General features: G+C 35.0%; 19 protein-coding genes and 1 tRNA gene. 6 read left to right on the top strand and 14 right to left on the bottom strand.

Features of this window, described 5'->3' with window-relative positions:
* The first annotated feature begins 15 nt into the window (after window positions 1-15).
* The gene (locus BW951_RS13465; protein ID WP_477099924.1) at window positions 16-174 is read left to right on the top strand and encodes a transposase; all 159 of its coding nucleotides are present in this window, start codon (window positions 16-18) and stop codon (window positions 172-174) included.
* Between the two features lie 138 nt (window positions 175-312).
* Here BW951_RS13465 and BW951_RS13460 read toward each other — a convergent pair.
* From BW951_RS13460 to holA, 3 genes are all read right to left on the bottom strand, one after another.
* Window positions 313-400, bottom strand: a tRNA-Ser gene (locus BW951_RS13460).
* Window positions 401-632: 232 nt separating this feature from the next.
* On the bottom strand, window positions 633-1,574 hold the full coding sequence (gene trxB / locus BW951_RS13455; RefSeq protein WP_076393660.1) for a thioredoxin-disulfide reductase: 942 nt from the start codon (window positions 1,572-1,574) through the stop codon (window positions 633-635).
* Between the two features lie 184 nt (window positions 1,575-1,758).
* Window positions 1,759-2,796, bottom strand: coding sequence for a DNA polymerase III subunit delta (holA, locus tag BW951_RS13450; RefSeq protein ID WP_076393658.1), 1,038 nt, complete (start codon window positions 2,794-2,796; stop codon window positions 1,759-1,761).
* Window positions 2,797-2,803: 7 nt separating this feature from the next.
* Here holA and BW951_RS13445 point away from each other — a divergent pair, with 7 nt between their 5' ends.
* Both BW951_RS13445 and BW951_RS13440 read left to right on the top strand, forming a co-directional pair.
* Entirely contained in the window at window positions 2,804-3,235 is a 432-nt protein-coding gene (locus BW951_RS13445; protein ID WP_076393656.1) for a type I restriction enzyme HsdR N-terminal domain-containing protein, read from the top strand.
* A gap of 429 nt (window positions 3,236-3,664) precedes the next feature.
* Window positions 3,665-4,408, top strand: coding sequence for a dienelactone hydrolase family protein (locus BW951_RS13440; protein WP_076393654.1), 744 nt, complete (start codon window positions 3,665-3,667; stop codon window positions 4,406-4,408).
* Between the two features lie 47 nt (window positions 4,409-4,455).
* On the opposite strand, the gene BW951_RS13435 is transcribed toward BW951_RS13440, so the two are convergent.
* The 7 genes from BW951_RS13435 to BW951_RS13405 form a co-directional block, all read right to left on the bottom strand.
* Window positions 4,456-4,686: a hypothetical protein gene (locus BW951_RS13435; RefSeq protein ID WP_076393652.1), complete on the bottom strand. Its 231-nt coding sequence runs from the start codon at window positions 4,684-4,686 to the stop codon at window positions 4,456-4,458.
* 3 nt (window positions 4,687-4,689) lie between these two features.
* Window positions 4,690-5,049: a cupin domain-containing protein gene (locus BW951_RS13430; RefSeq protein ID WP_076393650.1), complete on the bottom strand. Its 360-nt coding sequence runs from the start codon at window positions 5,047-5,049 to the stop codon at window positions 4,690-4,692.
* A 331-nt stretch (window positions 5,050-5,380) separates the two neighbouring features.
* Entirely contained in the window at window positions 5,381-5,908 is a 528-nt protein-coding gene (locus BW951_RS13425; protein WP_076393648.1) for a GNAT family N-acetyltransferase, read from the bottom strand.
* Window positions 5,909-5,910: 2 nt separating this feature from the next.
* A complete protein-coding gene (locus BW951_RS13420; RefSeq protein WP_076393646.1) occupies window positions 5,911-6,516 on the bottom strand; it encodes a DUF2911 domain-containing protein in 606 nt (201 codons plus the stop codon).
* Window positions 6,517-6,662: 146 nt separating this feature from the next.
* A complete protein-coding gene (locus BW951_RS13415) occupies window positions 6,663-7,532 on the bottom strand; it encodes a hypothetical protein (protein WP_076393644.1) in 870 nt (289 codons plus the stop codon).
* Window positions 7,533-7,628: 96 nt separating this feature from the next.
* Window positions 7,629-9,506 (bottom strand): hypothetical protein, encoded by a 1,878-nt coding sequence (locus BW951_RS13410; RefSeq protein WP_076393642.1) that lies wholly within the window; start codon window positions 9,504-9,506, stop codon window positions 7,629-7,631.
* A 21-nt stretch (window positions 9,507-9,527) separates the two neighbouring features.
* Window positions 9,528-10,679 carry an ABC transporter ATP-binding protein gene (locus BW951_RS13405; RefSeq protein WP_076393640.1) on the bottom strand — a complete coding sequence of 384 codons (1,152 nt, stop codon included), beginning with the start codon at window positions 10,677-10,679 and terminating at the stop codon, window positions 9,528-9,530.
* A 112-nt stretch (window positions 10,680-10,791) separates the two neighbouring features.
* Here BW951_RS13405 and BW951_RS13400 point away from each other — a divergent pair, with 112 nt between their 5' ends.
* Entirely contained in the window at window positions 10,792-11,637 is an 846-nt protein-coding gene (locus tag BW951_RS13400; RefSeq protein WP_076393638.1) for a hypothetical protein, read from the top strand.
* Here BW951_RS13400 and BW951_RS13395 read toward each other — a convergent pair.
* On the bottom strand, window positions 11,634-12,176 hold the full coding sequence (locus tag BW951_RS13395; protein ID WP_076393636.1) for a hypothetical protein: 543 nt from the start codon (window positions 12,174-12,176) through the stop codon (window positions 11,634-11,636). The two genes, BW951_RS13400 and BW951_RS13395, sit on opposite strands and share 4 nt — an antisense overlap.
* 10 nt (window positions 12,177-12,186) lie before the next feature.
* Window positions 12,187-12,630 carry an SRPBCC family protein gene (locus BW951_RS13390; protein WP_076393634.1) on the bottom strand — a complete coding sequence of 148 codons (444 nt, stop codon included), beginning with the start codon at window positions 12,628-12,630 and terminating at the stop codon, window positions 12,187-12,189.
* A gap of 370 nt (window positions 12,631-13,000) precedes the next feature.
* Between BW951_RS13390 and BW951_RS13385 the strand changes: the two genes are divergently transcribed.
* Together BW951_RS13385 and BW951_RS13380 are read left to right on the top strand one after the other, a co-directional pair.
* Complete coding sequence (locus BW951_RS13385; protein WP_076393632.1) at window positions 13,001-13,906, top strand: hypothetical protein; 906 nt, start codon at window positions 13,001-13,003, stop codon at window positions 13,904-13,906.
* Window positions 13,907-14,028: 122 nt separating this feature from the next.
* Entirely contained in the window at window positions 14,029-14,286 is a 258-nt protein-coding gene (locus tag BW951_RS13380) for a hypothetical protein (protein ID WP_139326158.1), read from the top strand.
* Between the two features lie 111 nt (window positions 14,287-14,397).
* Here BW951_RS13380 and carB read toward each other — a convergent pair whose 3' ends face one another.
* Together carB and BW951_RS13370 are read right to left on the bottom strand one after the other, a co-directional pair.
* Complete coding sequence (carB, locus tag BW951_RS13375; RefSeq protein ID WP_076393628.1) at window positions 14,398-17,580, bottom strand: carbamoyl-phosphate synthase large subunit; 3,183 nt, start codon at window positions 17,578-17,580, stop codon at window positions 14,398-14,400.
* A gap of 151 nt (window positions 17,581-17,731) precedes the next feature.
* The gene (locus tag BW951_RS13370; RefSeq protein ID WP_076393626.1) at window positions 17,732-18,808 is read right to left on the bottom strand and encodes a carbamoyl phosphate synthase small subunit; all 1,077 of its coding nucleotides are present in this window, start codon (window positions 18,806-18,808) and stop codon (window positions 17,732-17,734) included.
* Window positions 18,809-19,038 lie beyond the last annotated feature (230 nt).

Raw genomic sequence — 19,038 nt, 5'->3', positions numbered from 1 at the left:
TTAAGAAAAACAATAATGAATCATTATAGGGATATTTTAAACTATTTTCATCAAAGAAGCACCAATGCCGCTGCGGAATCCTTCAATGCCAAAATAAAAAATTTCAGACTACAACTTCGAGGGGTAAAAGACAGAACTTTCTTCCTATTCAGGTTGACTAAACTTTTTGCATAGCCCCCAAGTTTTGCACTTGATCCCGAAATAGGACATATAAATCGTGACCTATTTTGATTTTTTTTGATACTGCGCTAAAACGAAAAACGCTGTAAACATTGATGTTTACAGCGTTTTAGCTTATTTTGGTTTCTAACCTGGCGGAGAGTGAGGGATTCGAACCCCCGGACCTGTTACAGTCAACAGTTTTCAAGACTGCCGCAATCGACCACTCTGCCAACTCTCCAGAAACTCCGATTATATCGTCGTTTTCAGTGGTGCAAATATAGAACGTTTTTGAATTATGACAAAATATTTTAAAATAAATTTTAACAAAAATTAATAATGAACTAAAAATCAGATGAATTATTTTTAAAAAACCTTACAATTAGGGCTGTGTAAAAATATTTGCCTGTATTGTTAACAAAAAAAACGCATCCCGAAAGATGCGTTTCATATTTTAATATCTAATCTGAAGATTAATGCAATTCTGCAAGATACTTCTCTGCATCCATTGCTGCCATACAACCGCTTCCCGCCGCTGTAATCGCCTGTCTGTAGATGTGATCCTGAACATCTCCCGCTGCAAAAACTCCCGGAAGATTTGTTCTTGAAGAACCTTTTTCTGTTACAATATATCCGTTTTCATCCAGATCAATCTGTCCCACGAAAATATCTGTATTCGGTTTGTGACCTATAGCAATAAAGATTCCATGAACATCGATTGTAGATTTTTCCTGAGTCTGATTATTGATGACCACCGCTCTTTCTACAAGGTTATTTTCTCCTTCAATTCCAATTAACTCGTGGTGGAATTTCACTTCAATATTGGGCGTATTATTCACTCTGTGAACCATTGCTTTGGAAGCTCTGAATTCATCTTTTCTTACCAACATGGTTACTTTGTTCACCAGCTTTGCAAGATAAGTTGCTTCTTCCGCTGCGGTATCTCCGGCTCCAACTACCACAACATCTTTTCCTCTGTAGAAAAATCCGTCACACGTTGCACACGCGGAAACTCCTCCTCCGTTGTATTTTTTTTCGTCATCAAGACCTAAATATTTTGCAGTAGCACCGGTAGAAATGATCACAGTTCTGGCAAAAATTTCTTTATTTCCTGCGTACAGTTTATGAACTCCTCCTACTTCTTTTGAAAATTCAACTTTAGTAATCATTTCATAATGTACTTTTGTTTCGAATCTTTCAGCCTGCTTCTGCAAATCCATCATCATTTCAGGACCTGTAATTCCGTTCGGATATCCTGGAAAGTTGTCGACTTCAGTAGTTGTAGTCAATTGTCCGCCCGGCTCCAGACCTGTGTACAGTTCAGGTTTTAAGTCTGCTCTTGCTGCATAAATTGCCGCTGTGAAACCAGAAGGTCCAGATCCAACGATCACACAATCTAAAATGTTTTGCTCCATATTCTGCTTTTCAAAAAAATTTAAAATTTCCGAGTGCTAATTTCGGAATTTTTACTGTTTATTTAAAGTTATTTTAATGATAGTTGTCAATATCTAATATGTTGAATTTCGATAGTAGATGTTAGACATTGGTTGTCCGTTGATGGTAAAATTAAGGTCAATCAGTCAACAACAATTATCAAAATCATACTTTCATCTTAATTTTATCGACATTTATAATTTTGTAAACCAATTCTTTAATCAGTTCTGCTTCGCTCATATTGACTGCACCCAATCCTTTCCCTTTCATGTCGAATTCTCTTAAAATTGAAATGACTCTGGTTGCATGTTTCAAAGGATATAATCTTGCCGATTCTGCATAATCTTTTATAAAATAAGGATTTACGCCCATTTGTGCGGCAATTGTCTGAGGCGGCTGACCGATCATTGTATTATAAATAATGACATTGGAAAAGTAATTGTATAAACTTGCCAACATCATCACGAAAGGATTGTTTTTAGGGTTTTTGCCCATAAAATGTGCAATTTTAAATGCTGCGTTGGCATTTTTTGTTCCTAAAGCTTTCTGTAATTCAAAAACGTTGTATTCTTTGCTGATTCCGATGTGGTTTTCGATGATGGTTCCGTCTAAAATTTCACCTTCTTTCAGGATAATTTTCAGTTTATTCAGCTCATTGGCAATTCTTGAAAGGTCGTTTCCTAAATATTCTGCTAAAAGATGTGAGATATTGGGAGCTGTTTTTATTTTTAGTGCGGCACATTCGTCTGCAATCCATTTGGGAAGGTTGTTTTCGCGGATTGATTCGCTTAAAAACAATGCTTTCGCTTTTTCTAAAGATTTGGTTACTTTCTTTCGGCTGTCTAATTTTTTGTGTTTGTGCGCAAAAACCAGAACAGTAGACGGAACAGGATTCTGAACGTACATTTCCAAAGCATTGCTTTCGCTTTCAGCGAGTCTTAAATCCTGCGCTTCTTTTACAATGATTACCTGTTTGTCGCCCATCATGGGAAACTGTCTTGCCAAAGAAAGAACTTCCTGATAAGTGGTATCTTTGCCATAGACTACGGTTTGGTTGAATGCTTTTTCATCTTCCGTCAGAAAGTCGTGTTCGAGAGCTTTTACAGCAAGATCTATAAAATAGGGTTCTTCTCCGTGAAAAAAATAAATCGGTAAAACTTCTTTATTTTTAATATTTTTGAGGATTAAATCTAATTCTTTCATCTTATAAATGGAACTTCCAAAACTGAATTTTCAGGAAACTTTTGATTTTAAATTCAAGAAAGACAAAGATAAGTTTTTTATTTATGATTTGGTTCGTAAAACTTACCTTTTGCTGACTCCTGAAGAGTGGGTACGGCAACACTGGATCCATTATTATCTTACAGTACAGTCCTACTCTGCTTCTGCATTAATTACGGAAAAAAAGATTGTTTTAAACGGTTTAACGAAGAGGGTTGATCTTTTAATTACTGAAAAAGCACAGCCTAAAATTTTAATTGAATGCAAAGCTCCCCAAATTAAATTAACGGAGAAAACTTTTGAGCAAACCGCAAGATACAATTCTGTGATCGGAGCGAAAGAGATTGTTCTGACGAATGGTTTGCAGCATATTCATGCGTATTATGAGAATGAGCAGTATCAGTTTTATAAGCCGGAGTGAAAGTGAGATTGAGACTGAGGCTGAGATTGATTGAGGTTAAATTGGTTTTGAAAAATTAAATGATATTATATTTTTATTGGTTCTGAGTTATTTTTAGTAATTTAAACTCTGGATTTATTTTAAATAATTAAAAATACGATGGTTGGTCAATATGAAAGGATTCGGACAGGAAAATCTTAACTTTTGGGATAAATAACTGAAGTTCAAAATTTTTATTGATTAAATCTTAATAAGGATTGGCTGAATTTGGCAGAACTATTGATGGTATTGTTGCAGTATTGATAAATCAGACCAATATTTAGCCCCGATTGAGCGGCGTGTCTGAGCTCTTTTCTGTATTTCGGCGGTGGCTTCGCCACCGCCGAAATACAGAAAAAGCGAGTAGCGAAAGCGGGAAACAGCTCCTAAAAAAAATTTAAATTACAAAATATGATACGTTCACTTTTATTGTCTTCGTTTTTAATGACTTCGGTGACTTTTTTTAGTCAGAATCTGAAACCTGTCGCTTATCAGGACGGCGCGCAGAAACTTAACGGACTGGTTACTTCCAATGCGGGAAAGAAACTTCCGGGAGTTCTGATTCTTCCTGCGTGGAAAGGAATTGATGATGAAGCGAAAACAGCGGCTGCCGAACTTGAAAAACAAGGCTACGTTGCTTTTATTGCAGATATTTATGGAGAGGGGAACATTCCTACGAATATGGATACGGCTGCGAAAAATTCGGGATATTACAAGAAAAATTACGAAGCGTACCAGAAAAGGATTTCGCTTGCACTGGAACAATTGAAAAAAAACGGAGCAATTCCTGAAAAAATTGCGGTTATCGGCTATTGTTTCGGAGGAACGGGAGCTTTGGAATCAGCGAGGGGAAATCTTCCTGTGGTGGGCGTTGTTTCTATCCACGGAAGTATCGGAAAGGATCAGGCGAGAAAAAACGGACCGATCTCGACAAAAATTTTGGTGGAAAATCCTGCCGATGACAGAGGGGTAAGTCCGGAAGATTACAATAATCTGGTGAAGGAAATGAATGATGGAAATGCGGACTGGCAAATCATCACGTATGCACATTCCAAGCATACTTTTACCGATCCGAAATCGCCGGATTATAATGAAGTGATGGCAAAAAGAGCGTGGAATCACATGCTGATGTTTTTGAAAGAGCTACTGAAATAGTTATAATCCTCATAAAAAACGACCTCCAATTTTAGAGGTCGTTTTCTTTATAGTTCGCTTGTAGTATTGCAGTCAGAACACCAGAAATATTCGGTTTCTTTATCTTTAAGCTTTGTTTTTGTTTTCTTTCCACAGTTTTCGCAGATGCATTCCTCACTTTCGTTTTCCTTTGCTTCATAATCACAATTGAAACAGCTCCAAACGGTTAGATGAGACTTTCCGTTGATAAACCACGTAAAGGAATTTTCTTTACATTTATGACAAATTTGCAGCGCCATACTTTATTCTTCCCTGTTTACAAGATCCATAGAAAAAGCCGGAAGACAGATGGCAACGTATTCACATTCTTCGGAAAATGGGTTGCTGTACCGAACTCTTGCACCTTTTTCAATTAAAATACTTTGTCCTTTTTCTAAGACAACAATTTCGCCGTCAATTTCAAATTGTTTTTTTCCTGAAATAATTAAGGTGAATTCATCAAATTCGGGAGTCTGATGCGGTTCGCTCCAGTTGGGCGGTGCAACCATGTGTGCAATGGAAATATTGGAATTTCCTGTGGAGTTTCCCCAGTGTTCTTCAATGAGTTTTCCGTCTGTGGTAGGAACAACGAATGGCGATTGCTGAATTTTATATTTCTTCATATTATTTATTTTTTTATTTTTTGAACACTAAGTAAAAAAAGTTTTTTACTAATTATCGCTTTTAAGTTTCACAAAGCCGTTTCACTTGTAAAAGTTAACAAAGGTTTTAATTTAAACTAAAAGTCTGCCTAAAGTTTTATTTAACCGCAAAAGGAGCAAAAGATGAACTAACTTTTATTTAAAGTTGATCATTATAAATGAAAAAGCTCACAATAGTTTTTAAAAATCTTTGATTTTTATTCTTTTGAGCGCTTTGATTATTATGGAAATTCATTTTAACATTATCTTTTGTTCCTTTTGCGGTTTATTCTGAAATTAGCTTAAACAAGCTTTAAAAATGGTTCTCCTTTTTAATTTCGTATACAAAGTTAGTTCTGGTCGGTTCTCCGAAATACGCGACTTCCTGCTCTGCGATTTTCTTCCCGCCCAGTCTTTCCAAAGCAATCTGGGACCGGTAATTTTCTTTTCCGATATGAAAATGAACGGTATCTACAAACTGAAAAATGTAATCGAGCATTAATTTTTTAATCTGCGGATTGATTCCTTTTCCCCACGATTTTGTTCCGTAAAATGTGTAGCCGATAAAAATACGGTTTGTCTCTTCATCATAATCATAAAAACGGCTGCTTCCTAAAACGGCTCCTGTTTCTTTCTCAATAATTTTAAAGGCGCCTTTGCTTTCTATTGCTCCTCTGAAAAAATTTTCGAAAACTTCTCTTTTGTAGCGGTCTTTATTGGGATGCTGCTCCCAGACTTTCGGATCGGAAGCCACTTCGTATAAAGACTCAAAATCCCCTTGTTGCAAGGGGATTAACTGATATTTTTCGTTTTCTAAAACAGTCTGAATAGAAAAGTTCATGTTTAGCCTTTTGTTTTTGCTGCGTCAGATTCTATCTTTTTGATTTCCTTCAGCTTATCTGCAATTTTATTTACAGCTTCCGGACTTGAAGGTTTTAAACCCACTTCCGCCTGAGACATATCCCACTTCAGCACAAGATTTGCCGAATTTTCGCCTGTCGGATTTAATGTAATTTCGAACCATTCCTGCTTATCTGCTAATTTATTAACCGGAACGGTAACGTCTACAACGTCCTGTTTTGCATCATATGTATAAGCTCCCCATTGCTGGAAATCTTTGTTCAAGATCACTTTCCATTCTTTTTCTGTAGGAACGATGAATAATCCGTATGTTCCGGCAGGAACAATTTTTCCGCCGAAATTTACAGACTGTCCGAAGGTAATTTTAGTAGATGAGTTGGCTCCCGCTCTCCAAACCTGTCCATAAGGAACAAGTTCTCCGAAAATTTTACGTCCTTTCACACCCGGTCTTCCGTAATCGATCGTGATTTTAGACATTGAAAACTGCTGCTCTACTTTCTGGCGCGGACTTGCTGCCGGTACAGAATAATCCTGCGCAAAACTGAAAACTGAAGCTGATATACAAATCGCAAATAATAACTTTTTCACTTTTTTAAATTTTGCCTAAAATTACGAAATCAAAAAAGAATAGCCTTCTCAATTATAACAATTTTTGTTTCATGTTATAATATAGTCTCATTGCTATTATTTTTATAATTAAAATTTGTTTATAATAAGGTAGTTTCAATTTTCTATTAATATCCGTAGATCGCTGAAACTTTTAGTCCCGTATTTCCGGAATAATTATATTGTAAATAAATTGTTGCAGGAAGATTATTACTTTGATAATTATAATGAACATTTACTGTTTCAGATAATGATTCAACAGTATTATTTACGGTATACTTCATTTTCTTTATAACATTATTATTTGAAATCTGTGAGTAATCCTGAAGTTCAAAAACATTAAATGAGTATTCCGGTAGTGCTAAAATTCTGTTTATATCAACTGAATGATTAGGGTTTATTTTTTGATCATATTCATATTTTGTAACACTACTTTGTATAGAAGGAATTGTATTCGACCATATTTCTACTTTTTCTACATTGCCATTACTTAAGTAAATAATCGATTTTTGTGACCATGTTATACTACCATCAAAAGAATTTTGAAGATAATTTTTTGCAACAATAATGTTTGCAGAAGGATATTCAAAAGTTGTATATCTATAATTATTAGGACTTTCTACAGCTTCAGATTTTATGATTCTTTGGTTATTGTCATAAAATAAATTTCTTTTCACTTTAAAAAACAGATGATTAGATAATTGCGGATAAGAATATCCACTAATGTTTATATTAGTAATTAAATTATTAGTGTAAGAAAGGTTCTCCGTATAATTATTATGAATATCCCAAACCTTAATTAGTTTATTCTGAGCATATTCAAATTTAAAATCTAGCTTTTCATATAAAGTAGCATTTCCATTGTCGATCTCTTCATCCTGAATGGTTAATGTCTGAATTTTTGTATTCTGTAGATTTACATTTTCATTTTCAAGATTATCAGAATTTCCACAAGACAAAAGATAAATAAAAAAAATTCCAAGTAAATATTTTTTCATGATAGTTATTAATGCGCAAAACTAGGAATTTATTTAATATTATTTAAAACAAAAACCTCATAAAATTATATATGAGGTTTAATCTTATTTAAAAATTTAATTCGGCATTGCTTTCCATTTATGCAGAACGGAAGTATACAGATACATAAAGATGAATCCGCAGGCTAAAATAATATAGCTGAGATTGAATCCTAATGTTTTGATAATTGTCGGACAGTCATAAGACATGATATTAATCTGTTCACAGCTTTCTTCCTGATGGATATTAATGATAAAAAAGATCAGCAATACAAAAAGTACAAAACCATTCAAAGAGATATTGATAAGGATTGAAGCGATTAGTTTTTTAAGGCTTTTCATCATCACAATCGGAAGGAGTAAAATAGCCAGACCTATGAAAAAAACAAAATAGGAAACAAAAAATTCAATTCCGTTTCTTCCGCTCGAAGCAGAAAATAACACTGTTACCAGAACAACTGCCAAAAATAAAACGCCTGCACTGATCACGCTGAAAAGAAGAGATTTAAGCCCTGTTATTCTGAAGCTGAAAATAATGGTAGCAAGGAAAAATGCGATCCAGATATAAATATGAATATTTTCTGAAAAGAAATCCGTAGATTTTATAAGATCCACATTATTCAGAAGATTCTGAAGATTGTCTGAATAATAGTAGTAATCTGTGGTGTTATTCTTAAAATATTCTGCCGGAGAAAGCTGGGTATCAATATCCGGATTAAAGTCTCTGATCTGAACGGAATCATTTACCACTTCACCGTCAACCACTGCAGCCGCAGAATCTGTAACAGTTTTAGTGTATACATAATTTCCGTCTTCATCCATTGGCGCATTATTTACATCATATTCTTCATCCGGAAGAGGTTTGTATTTTTTAATAAAATATCTTACGTTGAAATCATTGGGATGATAGATCATTTTCACCCAGCTTTTTGAATCTAAGTTATTCTTGATTCCGAATTTCTTCGAAATATCAAGAAAATTTTTCAGCAGCTTTTCAATTTCAGCAGGATTTTTTTTATTCAGCAGATTCGTTGTAAATCTGTTGATTTCGAATCTCTTCTTTTTATAAGAGTCTTTAATCGTCTGATTATATCCGTCATAAGGTTCTTCACCGGAATATTGCATCCTCAAATAATCCTTTCCTGAATAATCATCACTATAAAATACATCAGAAAAATTATAATACGTTAAATCCGTGGTATTGATGTAAGGTGACATATCCACTACATCTTTTTTGAAATAGTAGGTTGCAGAACCTTTTTTATTTTCTTCATACGCCAGATTCTTTTCGGTTTCACCTGATGGGAAAAGGAAATCTCCGTATTTATCTTTTTTATAAACGGTTTTTGAATATAAGTTATAGAACTGATAAACCCTGTTATAGTAAACAAAATATTTCTGATTCCGGTCTATTTTATTGATGTCGGTCTCGCAATACAGATCGTAAAACTTTGGAAAAGTTCTGTTATCCAAAGTATAATGCTCAAGATCCTGAGAAAGAAAAGCATTGGCTTTATTAATAACATTAATATTTTCAGTCATTTCCTGATCGGGATATTTGTTTTTGATAAACAATTTAAAACCCGTCATATAAGAAAAATAAAAAGTAGTACCTGCAAAAATAATAATGAAGTACTGAACAAACTGCAGGAACAATTTCCCTTTTGAAGAAGGATAAAAGTTTTTGAATGCGTTATTTTTAAACATCATAATCAGCCATCCCACCATCATGAGAACGGAAATAATGAGGTGGATAAAAATCATCCCTTCACGGAAATAATCATCTTTTACATTTATTTTCTGTAAAGAGACAGGATCTGCGTGAGAAATATAGCCTACGATAAAAAAGAAAACATGAAGAACTGCACTCGCCAAAAGCATCCATACAATTCTGGTGTTCCAGACTGTCGGATATTTTTCGAGCAGATATTGATTGAATTGATTTATTTTTTGCATTTTTTGTTGAATTTGAGAAAATTAGCTTACGAAAAATCTTCTGGTTGAGGAAGAAATATTACGGATATACACCACATTCATTCTGGCATTTCCGAGCGCGGACATCACGGTATGGAACTCTGTATCTGTTGAAAAATGAGCAACATACACTCCTCCGTTGAAATTCAGTTTTTCAAGAGGGAAACCTTCAAATGCTTTTAATAAATCTTCTCTGGAATTTGTGGTATCAATTTCGATAATCAGTCCGTCGTTTTCTTCATTCACCAGTTCAGAATTGTCTTTGTACTGTCCGTTTTTCAGGAATATGACTTTGTCTGATATTTTCTCTACTTCGTAAAGCTGCTGTGAACTCAAAATCAATGCAATAGGATTGTTAACCGAATTTGCAATCGATTTTAAATCTTCCAGAATAACCTGCTGCGCCAAAACATCCAGATTGGCAAGAGGTTCATCCAGTAATAAAATTTCCGGTTTTCTTAGCAGTGTTCTGGCTAATTCAAAACGCATTTTGTAGCCGGAAGAAAGTTCGCTCCACTTCAGATGTTTGTAATTCCAAAGTCCGAGACGGGCGATCATCATTAAAGTTCGTGTTTCGTTTTCTTCCGGTTTCACGCCGTAATTTGCCAATACAAATTTCAGGTTGTCCTTTAAACTTCCGTACCATTTTGCAGTTCTCTGCGGAATGTAAACAAGTTTTGTACGGAGATCGTATTCATTTTTGGGTTCTTCATTGAAAGAATAATTCAGCTCTCCTTCATTGTGGGAAATTTCTTTTGCCAGAATTCTGAGTAAAGTTGTTTTTCCGTTACCGTTTTCGCCTACCAAACCGTAAACCTGTCCTTTATTCATTTCCACAGAAACAGGACCGAGCGAAAAGCGGTTGCTACCGTAGGATTTTAAAATATTTCTCGCTCTCAGTACAGATTTTTCCAGTGATTGTTCTTTCACCGGAATTTTTTCTATTTTCTGAAGAAGATTTTTTGATTTTTCGATGAGTTCCTCCGTGTAGGAAGGAAACTGTTCTTTCCAGTCCGTTAATGCGACAGCTTCTTTGTAGATCTCCATATTCTGAGTATCCATCGCACAGTCCAGTAATTTTCTAAATCCTAAAACAGTATCTTTATTATCGAAAAAATGATAGACTTCGGCTACTCTTTGCTGATGTTTCGTCATTTGGTTTCAGAGTTATTAATTTTCAGGTTTTAAAGATATAAAATTTCTTTTCCCCACAATTCTTTTGGCTCAAATAAAAACTAATTTTATTTTTATGTAAAATTAGAATCAGATGTTCAAAATGATTTCATCGCTTTTATTATTATCTTTTTTATCAACCATTCAGGCTCAGGAAATCATTCCGTTCAGAATTACAAAGCATAACAACATCATTGTTAAAACTTTAGTAAATGACAAAGATTCTCTGGATCTGATGTTTCAGATTGCTATGGAAGATGCGTCCATTTCTCCGGACCGGAAAAGAAATGCAGATCATATTATTTTTAAAGATGAAATAAGCAACGGAAATACGATAAAAATCGGCAAAAAGAAATATGAAAATATTAGATTTTTCGATAATGAACTTACCGGTCATGAAGCAGACGGAAAAATCGGAACCGGAATTTTTAAAGGAAAAATTTTTAAGATCGATTATGATAACAGCAGATTTGTAGTGTATGATAAAATGCCGGATTTAAATGGCTATCAGTCAGTTCCATTACTTTTAAAAAATGAACAGCTTTTTATTCCTGCAACCAGTGTTATTGAAAAGCAAAATGTAGAAGCCTATTTTCTCCTTCAATCCGGATATTCCGGCGGGATTCTTTACAGCAATGAATTTGCAGATGGCAAAGAACTCGACAAAAAGCTAAAAGTAACCGGCGAAAAAACATTGAAGAACTCATCCGGACAAAGCGTTATCACCAAAAACGGAATTTTGCCTGTTCTGAAAGTGGGAAATTTTGTTTTAAAGGATGTTTCGGCAGGATTTTTCCCAGGAGAACTTAAAATTCAGAAATCCAGCTATTTAGGAGCAGATTTACTGAGGAGGTTCAACTGGATTTTTGATGCGGAAAGAAAGAAGGTTTATATTAAACCGAGTAAATATTTTAAGAAAACTTATTATAAAATGAATTAATCTTTCAATTTAGAATCAATCACCAAATAATTTTTAAATTGAAAACTCACATCCTGTCTCATTAAACGTGGTAAATTTACTTTTTTACGCACATAATCACTTTCATTTGGAGTTCCCACGAATTTTCCTGTTTCATAAGCCAAAACAATGAAAGTTCTCCCTACGTAATATTTCTGCATTTTCTTTATATCATCTAAAGAAAAGTCATGTTCAGCTTCTATTTTATAAAGTTTTTTATACAAACTAAAATGTTCCGTTGGAAATTCGCCGGAATCGTCCACAAACTCCATTATAAAGGGTTTATCGGCAGGAATATCATTAACTTCTTTAATCTTAATGAGATAACGTCCTTCCATAGCTTTCAATTTAAGATCTGTTCCGTCTACGATTTCTACTTTTAATTTTACTAAAGTTCCAAATGGATAATCCAGATTTTCTTTGATAACAGATGATGAATTCGGAATCCGGTTTTGTCCGAAATACAGATTAGAGATCAAAGCAAAAATAACAAATAGAGCTGGTAAAAAATATTTTTTCACAATCTTAAATTTATTGATTAAGCTCTTTCTCCAACTTTTCCATATACTGCGACCATGCACCGGAACAGCCGCCAAAACATTCAAATTGCGGGATCAAGCCTTCGTGCGTGAAAACAACTTTTGTTTTATCGGCTTCTTTGAAAATCTCAAAACAAATTTTTGTTCCGGTCCATTCGTCCATTTTGTTTACAAATGTGAGTTTACTTTCGATCACTTCCCAAACAATTTTCTCGTAAGGACTTACTTCTATAAGTCGTTGAACGGTGTGATGAACTCCATTTCCGGCATCAAAAATAAATTCATCATTCCTGTTTTCAGATTTTCTGGTAATGATTTCATGATGCAGACCAATCCACCAGTTTCGGGGATTGATTAAAGTACTGAAGACTTCTTCAGGGGATTTTGAAGTGGTGAACGTGTAGGTAAAATTATGTATTAAGGTATTATAAACCATACTTAACTTTGAAATTACAATTATCTAACAAATCTAAAATTCTCCAATTTTAATACTAAAAATTTATCGTATAAAATGAGGATTACAAAAATTATATGATGATCGCAAAAAATCGTATTTTTGCAAAACATCAACGAAAAAAAGAAGAGTTTAAACTTTTGCTTTTGTAATACGAATCGGCAAAATTCACAAAGACACAAAATGCAAACATTTGAGCTCCTTGCCTTATATGGCGAGGGCTTTCCTGTTTTATGTGTCAAGGCTTTGCCGAGCCTGTATTACTAAAGCATGGAAAAGTTACTCGCTTTTTTTACGGAAAAGCAATAAAAAAGTTTAAGAATTATAAATTATATTTGAAAAATTAAATACCGTGAAAAAATACATATTAATTATTTCAATTTTATTACTAAACTCATGTAATGAAAAAAAATCACAAAATATAATAAGTGACAACAATAGTGATACAATAAAGGCGGATCAGAAAATTACACAAAATTCTTTTGCCTCTCTATTAAGTCAAAAAATAAATACGAATGGACTAAAACTTGAAAACAAGGAAAATCTCAAAAATTTTAATGGTTTTAAAGGATTAAAAATCAATAGTAATTTTAAAGATTTTATAATTGATGATGAATCTAAAATTATAACTGATAAAAATATCAAAAATCACAACTTCAAAGAGGTTCAATATATTCCTAAATCATTAGATATTAAATCTGGTCGCGGTAATATTATGTTTGTGAATTTAATATTTATAGATAATATCTTAAAAGAGATAGAAATTCACCAACAAGAAAGTTGGCAAATTAGTTCTGCTGAATATCAATCTAAGAAATTTTCGCGCGGAATAAAATATAACAGCTTTATAGAAATATTTACATCAGCATTTGGTAAACCAGATTCTTTCCAATATTTCATATGGGGGAAGCAACCTCAGAAAATGAATGGTGATTTTAATAAAAATCTAAATGAAATAGATAAATCATATAATGAAACACAAAATAATGGAGAGCTTACATCAGTAGATTTAGAGTGGCATAATGAAAATCTTAGTTATTATTTGTCCATTAAGCCTGAAGATATAAATTATCTATTTCCAGATTCCGAAAAAAAGAACTTATCTACAAGTTCTTTTGTATCCATTCAAGATATTGACTACAAAAATATTATCAATGAAATAACAAATGAAATTGCTAAACAAGATAATATCAAGAGAGAAAAAGAAAAGGAAAATAGGAAGATTCAAGATAAAAAAAATTCAATACAGAGCCTCTAATAAATTATAATATGAAATTAAAAATATTTACAATATTATTTTTATTGTGTTTTTTCTCTGTATTCTCACAGAATAAATTTGTAAGAAACTATACACTTTTTTCAATTGTAAAAAACAATGATATGAGTGAAATCAAACCTACAAAAGCGACAGTCATTTATGATTATACTTCGAAAAAAATAACAATAAACAAATTAGAAGATGAAAAAGAAACCTATACAATAATATCAAAAACACAAAATTCGAAAAACAAAGCTGGAGAAAATTATCTTGAAACAATAGCTACGGATGGAAATTATAATTTCCTTTTTAGATTTTCAGAAAATAGAGTTATGATTATTAATATAATTACGCGAAACGGATTAGTTCTTTATAAATAATTTTTTAATTGGTATTGAATCGGCTACTATTTGTAAAGGATAATTTAAACCTCACAGGTTTTAAAAACCTGTGAGGTTTGATTTATGGTAAATCATTAATATTTCCGAAAACTACATTGTCTCCATTTTGAAACTCATGCTTTCGATAACTTTCAGGATGGCTTCTACTGTATCCATGGATGTTAAACAAGGTACACCGTTTTCCACACTCATTCTTCTGATCTGGAAACCGTCTCTTTCCGATTGTTTCCCTTTCGTCATCGTGTTCACAACGTACTGCACTTTTCCTTTCTGGATCAGGTCGATCAGGTTGATACTCTCCTCCCCGATTTTATAACCGATTTTGCATGGAATTCCCTTTTCTTCAAAGAATTTTGCCGTTCCTTCCGTTGCCCAGATTCTGAAACCAACTTCGTGGAATCTTGCTGCCAGATCAGCCGCTTCCTGCTTGTGTTTATCTGCAACGGTGAACAAAATTGAGCCGTGCATCGGAACTTTTCTTCCAGCCGCAACCAATCCTTTGTATAATGCTTTCTCCAGAGTTGTATCTTTCCCCATTACTTCTCCTGTAGACTTCATTTCAGGGCCAAGAGAGATATCTACTTTTGTTAATTTTGAGAAAGAGAATACAGGAACTTTTACGAAAACCCCTTCTTTATTGGGAACCAATCCGCTTTCGTAGCCTAAATCTTTCAGTTTCTGTCCTAAAATTGCTTTTGTAGCCAGATTTGCCATCGGAACATCCGTAATTTTAGATAAGAAAGGAACGGTTCTTGAAGAACGTGGGTTCACCTCGATCACATAAACGTTTCCTTCGAAAAGAACATACTGGATGTTCATTAATCCGATCACATTTAATCCTTTCGCTAACCTTTTTGTGTAATCAACCAAAGTTTCGATTTCGCTTTGTGAAATATTCTGTGGAGGATACACTGCAATTGAGTCTCCGGAGTGAACTCCCGCTCTTTCGATATGCTCCATAATTCCTGGAATGATTACCGTTTCACCATCGCAGATCGCATCGATTTCCACTTCTTTTCCAACCATGTATTTGTCGACCAAAACAGGGTGTTCAGGACTTGCTTCCACTGCATTTTCCATGTAGTGCGCCAGTTCTGTTTCCGTGTACACGATTTCCATGGCTCTTCCTCCTAAAACGTAGCTCGGACGAACCAATACCGGATAACCGATCTCGTTGGCAATTTTTATCGCTTCTTCTTTTGAAACCGATGTTTTTCCTAAAGGCTGCGGAATCTGCATTTCCTGAAGCGCTTTTTCGAATTTATCTCTGTTTTCTGCTCTATCCAGATCTTCCAGAGAAGTTCCCAGAATCTGAACTCCGTGAGCGGCTAATTTATCTGCTAAGTTGATGGCTGTCTGTCCTCCGAACTGTACAACCACTCCTTTTGGTTTTTCCAATTCGATGATGTTCATTACATCTTCTTCCGTTAAAGGCTCAAAATATAGTTTATCTGAAATCGAGAAGTCTGTAGAAACTGTTTCCGGATTATTGTTGATGATAATCGCTTCGTAACCCATTTCTTTGATGGCCCAAACTGAGTGCACCGTTGCGTAATCAAACTCAACACCCTGTCCGATTCTGATAGGCCCTGAACCAAGAACGATGATTTTTTCTTTGTCTGAAACTACAGATTCGTTTTCTTCTTCGTACGTTCCGTAGAAATAAGGGGTTTCAGATTCGAATTCCGCCGCGCAGGTATCTACCATTTTGTACACCGGCATTACTCCGTTTTCTTTTCTGAAATTGAACACTTCACGCTCCGTCACGTTCCACAGAACCGCAATATTTATATCTGCAAAACCTAATTTTTTAGCTTCCAGTAAAATTTCTTTGCTGAATTTATTTTCTGCGATTGTCTTTTCGAAATCAATCAGTTTTTTGATTTTCCAGATGAAGAATTTATCGATTTTGCTCCATTCTACGATCTGTTCCCAGTCGTACCCTCTTCTTAAAGCATCTCCGATGATGAATAATCTTTCGTCATCACAAACTCTGATTCTTCTTTCAATTTCTTCAGCCGTTAAAGCTGCTGTCTGCTTGGTTTTTAAACCGATATGTTTAATCCCGGTTTCCAGAGAACGGATGGCTTTCTGTAAAGATTCTTCGAAATTTCTTCCGATTGCCATTACTTCACCCGTAGCTTTCATCTGGGTGGATAATCTTCTGTCCGCTGTTTCGAATTTATCGAAAGGGAATCTTGGGAATTTCGTTACCACATAGTCCAAAGCCGGCTCGAAACAAGCGTATGTTTTCCCTGTCACCGGGTTCATGATTTCGTCCAGCGTTAAACCTACCGCAATTTTCGCAGCGATTTTTGCAATCGGGTAACCTGTTGCTTTTGAAGCTAAAGCGGATGATCTTGAAACTCTCGGGTTTACTTCGATGATGTAGTAATCGAATGAATGCGGATCTAAAGCCAACTGTACGTTACATCCTCCTTCGATTCCTAATGCTCTGATGATTTTCAGTGAAGCATTTCTCAACAACTGGTATTCTCTGTCTGAAAGCGTCTGAGAAGGCGCCACAACGATTGAATCTCCTGTGTGAACTCCAACCGGATCTATATTTTCCATGTTACAAACCACAATGGCGTTGTCGTTTGCATCACGCATTACTTCGTATTCTATTTCTTTGAAACCTGCGATTGATTTTTCAATCAGACATTGTGTTACGGGACTGTGTTTCAATCCCAGTTCAGCAATTTCTTTTAATTCAACTTCATTGGAAGCGATACCTCCTCCTGTTCCACCCATGGTGAAAGCCGGACGAACAATAACAGGATACCCGATTCTGTCGGCAAAATTTAATGCTCCTTCTACCGTGTTTACGATGTCAGATTCCGGAACGGGTTCGTTCAGTTCTCTCATCAGTTCACGGAAAAGATCTCTGTCTTCCGCTCTGTTGATGGCTGAAAGTTTTGTTCCCAACACCTCAACTTTGCATTCTTCCAAAATTCCTGATTTTTCCAATTCTACCGCCATATTCAGTCCGGTTTGTCCTCCAAGCGTTGGTAAAAGCGCATCGGGACGTTCTTTTCTGATGATGTGACTTACAAACTGAAGTGAAATCGGCTCGATGTATACTTTATCTGCGATTTCAACATCCGTCATAATGGTTGCAGGGTTTGAATTAATCAAAATTACTTTGTAGCCTTCTTCTTTTAAAGATAAGCAAGCCTGCGTTCCTGCGTAATCAAATTCCGCCGCCTGACCGATAATGATGGGACCTGAACCGATTACTAAAATTGTTTTTATGTCTGTACGTTTTGCCATTTTTCTTTTTAGATTGAGTTGCCAGAAGTTAGACTTTTAGCAATGTTTATTTAGATTTAATTTTTACACATTGTCATTCTCAGGAATCTTTTTTAATTATTGAGATTCTTCATTCCACTTTCGCTTCACTCAGAATGATAAACTAAATGTTTTATTTATTTTTAAAATCTTCCATTAACTGGATAAATTCATCGAACAAATAATTTGCATCTTCAGGACCCGGGCTTGCTTCAGGGTGATATTGAACGGAGAAACAAGGGTGAATTTTGTGTTTCAGACCTTCGTTTGTTCTGTCGTTCAGTGCGATGTGTGTTTCTATTAAGTCTGTATTTTTTAAACTTTCCTGATCTACTGCGTAACCGTGATTCTGGGAAGTGATCGCCACTTTGTTTTTCTCTAAATCTAAAACCGGATGGTTTCCACCTCTGTGTCCGAATTTTAATTTGAAGGTTTTTGCGCCACAAGCCAAACCAATTAACTGGTGTCCTAAACAGATTCCGAAAATCGGAACTTTTCCTAAAATTCCTCTGATCATCTTTAAAGCCTGTTGATTATCTTCAGGATCACCGGGACCGTTGGATAACATTACTCCGTCCGGATTCATCAGTAAAATTTCTTCTGCAGTTACATCCTGAGAAACGACTGTGATATCGCAGTTTCTTTGAGATAATTCTCTGATAATTCCTAATTTGGAACCAAAATCTACAAGCACCACTTTAAGTCCTCTTCCCGGATTTGCATAAGGTGTTTTTGTGGAAACCTGCTCCACCTGATTGGTTGGGAAGCTGGTTGATCTTAATTCTGAAACTACTTTGCTTTCATCGGCATCAGCGTTTACGATTTTTCCTTTCACCACTCCGTGGTTACGAAGAATTCTTGTCAGTCTTCTGGTATCGATTCCTGAAATTCCTGAAAGGTTTTTCTTTTTAAATAATTCATCTAAAGTAATCTGAGTACGGAAATTGGATGGCAGATCACAAAGTTCTTTTACGATAAGTCCTTTAATTGCCGGTTCAATACTCTCATAGTCATCTCTATTAATTCCATAGTTTCCGATAAGCGGATAGGTCATGCAAACAATCTGACCGCAATAAGACGGATCAGAGATCAATTCCTGATACCCTGTCATTCCGGTATTGAAAACCACTTCTCCAGCAGTTTCCAATTCTGCTCCGAAACCTTCTCCGTGAAACACTTCACCGGACTCCAGTATTAACTTTTTCTTCATTTTCTTTATTTAGATTTTCTTTTTTATTAACAGGTCGCCTCTACGAGGCTTGGATAATCTTTATCTTTTTTGTTTCCAAGGGTTTTACCCATGGCTATTAACAGATCGCCCTTTCAGGGCTTTGGTTTTCATCTTTTTCTCTTTTCCATGGGTTTTACCCACGGCTATTGTTGTTTGACCCTTTCGGGTCGGCTTACTACTTGATTCTTTTTACTTTTAGCTTGGCTCTT

Origin of the sequence: Chryseobacterium gambrini (assembly GCF_900156825.1) — a bacterium.
In the GTDB taxonomy this organism is placed as follows: Bacteria; Bacteroidota; Bacteroidia; order Flavobacteriales; family Weeksellaceae; genus Chryseobacterium; species Chryseobacterium gambrini.
Note: the sequence above shows the minus strand (reverse complement) of the source record. Positions and strands in the feature narration are given on the sequence as shown.